The 3,266-nt window shown below is 41.9% G+C and carries 3 protein-coding genes; all 3 read right to left on the bottom strand.

Features of this window, described 5'->3' with window-relative positions; translation table 11 throughout:
- Positions 1–69: 69 nt before the first annotated feature.
- Positions 70–564, bottom strand: coding sequence for a PaaI family thioesterase (locus AAF462_11140; GenBank protein MEM7009677.1), 495 nt, complete (start codon positions 562–564; stop codon positions 70–72).
- A 33-nt stretch (positions 565–597) separates the two neighbouring features.
- Complete coding sequence (gene gyrA / locus AAF462_11135; GenBank protein ID MEM7009676.1) at positions 598–3,030, bottom strand: DNA gyrase subunit A; 2,433 nt, start codon at positions 3,028–3,030, stop codon at positions 598–600.
- A 23-nt stretch (positions 3,031–3,053) separates the two neighbouring features.
- Positions 3,054–3,266: hypothetical protein (locus AAF462_11130; protein MEM7009675.1), on the bottom strand; the 213-nt coding region annotated here is incomplete at its 5' end.

The raw sequence follows: 3,266 nt of genomic DNA, 5'->3' as shown, positions 1-3,266 counted from the left end.
GTGACTAAGTGCAAGCCGTGATTTATAGCTGTTTCCCGAAAGCGGGTGGTCGTATAGTTTTAGCATAGTTTAATCTTCCAGATATTTTTGAAATTTTTCAGTAAACTTTTCTTCGCCCATAATTTTATAGGTCACTTCTCTTTTGGTTATAGTGTAGTCAACGTTACTTCTAGTGCATACTTTGTTATTCTCATTTAAGAGATTAACTTGCACGCTGATCTTTCTGCCTTCTGCGTGTGTAATTTTACCTCTGATTGTAAGAGTAGAAGTAGAATCAACCGGTCTTAAAAACTCCATATCAAGCTTAGATGTAAGTGCTATTTTCTGATATTTATCAAACATTGTCCAAAAGGCTACTTCATCAATTAGCGCGCACTGAATCCCGCCGTGAAGTATGCCTGGAAAGCCCTCTAAATGCTCCTCAGGCTTATAGGTGGTGTAGACTTCGCCCTTTTCATCATCGGCGAAAAATTTTAAACGAAGCCCTTTGTGGTTATTGGGATCACAGGCAAAACATCCGTAGCCTGGAAAGTCATGAAATATATTTTCAATCTCTCGGATCATTTATAAGGAATTCTCACTTAGTTAGAGATAGACCTATTCTCTTTCAACTACCTTTGCAACTGCGGCAACCTGCTCATCGTCTGCAAGACCAATTAGCCTTACTCCTTGAGTGCCTCTACCGAATATGCTAATTTCTGACGCGTTCATACGGATTACTTTTCCGCCCTGGGTGGTGATCATCATAACCTCGGTATCGTTAGTCACCTGGAAAGTACCTACAACTCTGCCGTTTTTACCAGTTGTCTTAATTGTAATCACGCCCTTACCGCCACGGCCGGTAATTCTGTATTCAGAAACTAGGGTTCTCTTTCCGTAGCCTTTTTCAGTTACTGTAAGGATCTGCGCATCGGGGTTTTCTATTACCTCGAGGCTCACTACCCTGTCGCCTTTATCGAGCTTTATGCCCCTGACTCCAGTAGCAGTCCTTCCCATATCTCTTACGTCATCTTCCTTAAACCTGATGGCCTGTCCGTAATTAGAAGATATGAGTATCTCATCATTGCCACTGGTAATTTTAGCTTCGATAAGCTCATCGTCGTCTCTTATGTTTAGCGCTATTATGCCGCCAACGCGTGGTCTTGAATACGCACTTAGCTTGGTCTTTTTAACAACGCCATCCTTAGTTGCCATGATTATGTACTGATCATCCTTAAACTCTACAACTGGAAGCACCGCGGCGACTTTCTCCCCATCTGCAAGGTTAAGAAGATTAACAAGTGCTTTACCTCTGGCTGTTGGGCCAGCCTCTGGGATCTCATGCACTTTTAGCCAGTAGCACTTTCCGTGGTTTGAGAAAAACAGAACGTAATTATGCTGTGAGGCAATAAAAAGGGTCTCGACAAAGTCCAGATCTTTAGTAGTCATTCCAGTTCTGCCCTTTCCGCCCCTTCGCTGGCTTCTATAGACGCTAAGAGAAGTGGTTTTTATGTAGCCCTCATGCGTTATTGTTACGACCATATCTTCATCAGCAATAAGGTCTTCAATCGAGATCTCTTCCGAGCTGTCTAAGATCTCGGTTTTTCTCTCATCACCGTAGCGGTCTTTAATCTCTGTTAGCTCATCTGTAACTATGCCTAAAATAAGGCTCTCTTTGTCTAAGATTTCTTTAAGGCGTTTCACTGTGGCAATTAGTTCTTTTCTCTCATCTAAAATTTTGTCTCTCTCTAGTGCTGTAAGCCTCTGAAGACGCATATCCAAAATAGCTTGGGCCTGTATTTCACTTAGACCAAGCTTTTTCATGAGTCCTTCTTTAGCTATCTGAGGGCTTTTAGACTTACGGATAAGCGCAATAACTTCGTCTATATTATCAAGAGCTATTTTGAGACCCTCTAAGATATGGAGCCTTGCCTCAGCTTTAGATAGCTCATACTGGGTTCGTCTGGTTACAACTTCTTTTCTGTGTTCAATAAAGTTATTGATTACTTCTTTAAGCGAAAGAACCCTTGGTTGGTTTCTGACGAGAGCAAGCATTATGATACCAAAAGAGGTATCCATAGGCGTATGTTTGTAGAGCTGGTTTAGTATGACTTCTCCAATCTCGCCTCGTTTAATATCAATTACTATCCTAATTCCGTCTCTGTCGGACTCATCTCTAATATCAGAAATTCCCTTGATCTTGTCGTCTTTTACAAGATCGGCAATTCTCTCAATTAGTCTGGACTTGTTAACCTGATATGGAATCTCGTTTACGATAATTACTTCTCTATCGCCCTTTTTCTGCTTTTCAATTTTTGCTTTGGCCCTTAGCCTTATGATTCCTCGTCCGGTCTCATATGCTTCTCTAATTGGATTTCTGCCTGTGATAAATCCGCCTGTAGGAAAATCGGGTCCCGGAAGATGTGTCATAAGCTCGTCAACAGTTATCTCAGGCTTATTCGCCTGAGCTACAACTGCATTAATTAGTTCAGTAAGATTGTGAGGTGGGATGTTGGTTGACATACCAACTGCTATACCCGAGGAGCCGTTTAGGAGAAGATTTGGAATTTTGGCTGGCAAAACCATGGGCTCATCCTCGCCGCCGTCGTAGTTAGGAACAAAATCTACTGTTTCTTTGTCCAGATCATCCAGCATTTCAGTAGCAATTCTGTCCAAGCGGACCTCTGTGTATCTCATAGCCGCTGGAGGATCGCCATCAATTGAGCCGAAATTGCCCTGACCGTCTACAAGTGTGTAGCGCATCGAGAAATCCTGAGCCATCCTTACAAGTGTGTCATAGATGGCAGCATCACCGTGAGGGTGGTATTTACCCATCACGTCTCCGACAATTCTTGCAGATTTTTTATACGGTCTATTCCACTGGTTTCCTACCTCATCCATACCAAAGAGAATTCGTCTATGAACGGGTTTAAGCCCGTCTCTTACGTCGGGAAGAGCGCGGCCAATAATTACGCTCATCGAATAGGACAGATAAGAGTCCTTCATTTCATCTTCGATATTAATGGGTATGATCTGGGACGGTGTACTCATACGGGCGGGTGCCTCCTAAATAACTATAAATATTGGTCAATAAGCTTATATGAGAGGATGCCAAGAGTCAATTTTTTGGGCCATTTATAACAGATTATTGTAATATCCGCAAAAACAACAATATTTACTATGATGACAAAGTTTTTAAGAAGATTATCTATCTTTATTCTAAAACTACTTCTTATACTGGTGATAATATCGCTTGCCTGGGTCACTCTGTACAAATTTGTGAATCC

Source organism: Thermodesulfobacteriota bacterium, from assembly GCA_039028315.1.
Lineage (GTDB): Bacteria > Desulfobacterota_D > UBA1144 > Nemesobacterales > UBA2774 > CR02bin9.
This window is presented reverse-complemented; position numbering and strand designations above follow the sequence as displayed.

What these genes read in the sequence shown, in the direction of transcription:
- AAF462_11140 (MEM7009677.1), bottom strand. Translation starts at nt 564, where the DNA reads ATGATCCGAGAGATTGAAAATATATTTCATGACTTTCCAGGCTACGGA.
- gyrA (MEM7009676.1), bottom strand. Translation starts at nt 3,030, where the DNA reads ATGAGTACACCGTCCCAGATCATACCCATTAATATCGAAGATGAAATG.